Below are 1,365 nucleotides of genomic sequence, written 5' to 3'. Positions count from 1 at the left end.
CTTGTGTGATCCGCGGCTGCGTGCCGAAGAAGCTGATGGTTTTTGCCTCGGAATATTCCGGCATGGTTGAGGACGCCCGGGCCTATGGTTGGGATATCAAGGCAGGCGCCTTCAACTGGGATACTTTCAAGGGCAAGCTGCACAGCGAGCTGGACCGGCTGGAAGGCATTTACCGCAACATATTGAAGAACAACGGTGTTGAGAGCTTTGACCAGCGCGCCAAGCTGGCCGATGCGCACACCGTTGAGCTGGCCGATGGCACTCGCAAGACGGCCAAGCATATTCTGGTCGCGACCGGCGGCTGGCCGACCGTGCCGGAATTTCCGGGCTCGGAGCTGGCGATCACCTCGAACGAGATTTTCCACCTGGATACGCTGCCCGAAAGCCTGCTGATTGTCGGCGGCGGTTATATCGCGTCTGAATTTGCGGGCATCATGAATGGCTTGGGCGTCAGGACCACGCAATTCTACCGCGGCCCGCAGATCCTGCGCGGCTTTGACGAGGAAGCGCGCGGCGTGATCGCAGAAGGCATGGTGGAGGCCGGCGTGGACCTGCAGCTGAACACCAATGTCACGGAAATGCGCGCCGAGGGCGGCAAGATCCGGGTGACTGATACGCACGGCAATGAACATGTGTTCGACAAGGTGATGTATGCCACGGGCCGCGCGCCCAATGCGGACAATCTGGGGCTTGAAAACATCGGCGTCGAGCGCGGCAAGGGCGGCGCCATCATGGTCGATGCCTACAGCCAGACCGGGGTGCCGTCAGTCTTTGCGGTGGGTGATGTGACCGATCGGGTGAATCTGACGCCGGTGGCGATCCGCGAAGGCATGGCCTTTGTCGAAACAGTGTTCAAAGGCAACCCGACCAGCCCCGACCACGAGCTGATCCCGACGGCGATCTTCACCCAGCCGGAAATGGGCACTGTGGGCCTGAGCGAAGAAGACGCGGCCAAGCAGGAAGCGATCGAGGTTTATGCGGCCTCCTTCAAGCCGATGCAGCAGGCCTTTGCGGGCCGGGCCCAGAAAGTGCTGATGAAGCTGGTGGTGTCAAAAGCCACGCGCAAGGTGCTGGGCTGCCACATTGTCGCACCGGGTGCCGGAGAGATGATCCAGCTGGCCGGAATTGCGGTAAAGATGGGCGCAACCAAGGAAGATTTCGACCGCACGGTTGCGGTCCACCCGACAATGTCGGAAGAGTTGGTAACGCTGAAGACGCCGGTGCGCACGACCTGATCGGGCGGACCGGCAACAATTTAGACCTCATGCCGCCCATTGTGAAACATTCATGGGCGGCAGCAAACGGATAGGAGACAAATGGCGGGCAATAGCGGTGGCCCATGGGGGGGCGGTGGCTCCTCTGGCG

The 1,365-nt window shown here is 61.0% G+C and carries 1 protein-coding gene; it reads left to right on the top strand.

Features of this window, described 5'->3' with window-relative positions; all coding sequences use genetic code 11:
- Window positions 1–1,235 (top strand): glutathione-disulfide reductase (gene gorA, locus A2I95_RS38300; RefSeq protein WP_291737638.1); only part of this gene is annotated, 1,235 nt, incomplete at its 5' end.
- Window positions 1,236–1,365 lie beyond the last annotated feature (130 nt).

It is taken from the genome of Leisingera sp. F5, from assembly GCF_001593695.1.
This window is presented reverse-complemented; position numbering and strand designations above follow the sequence as displayed.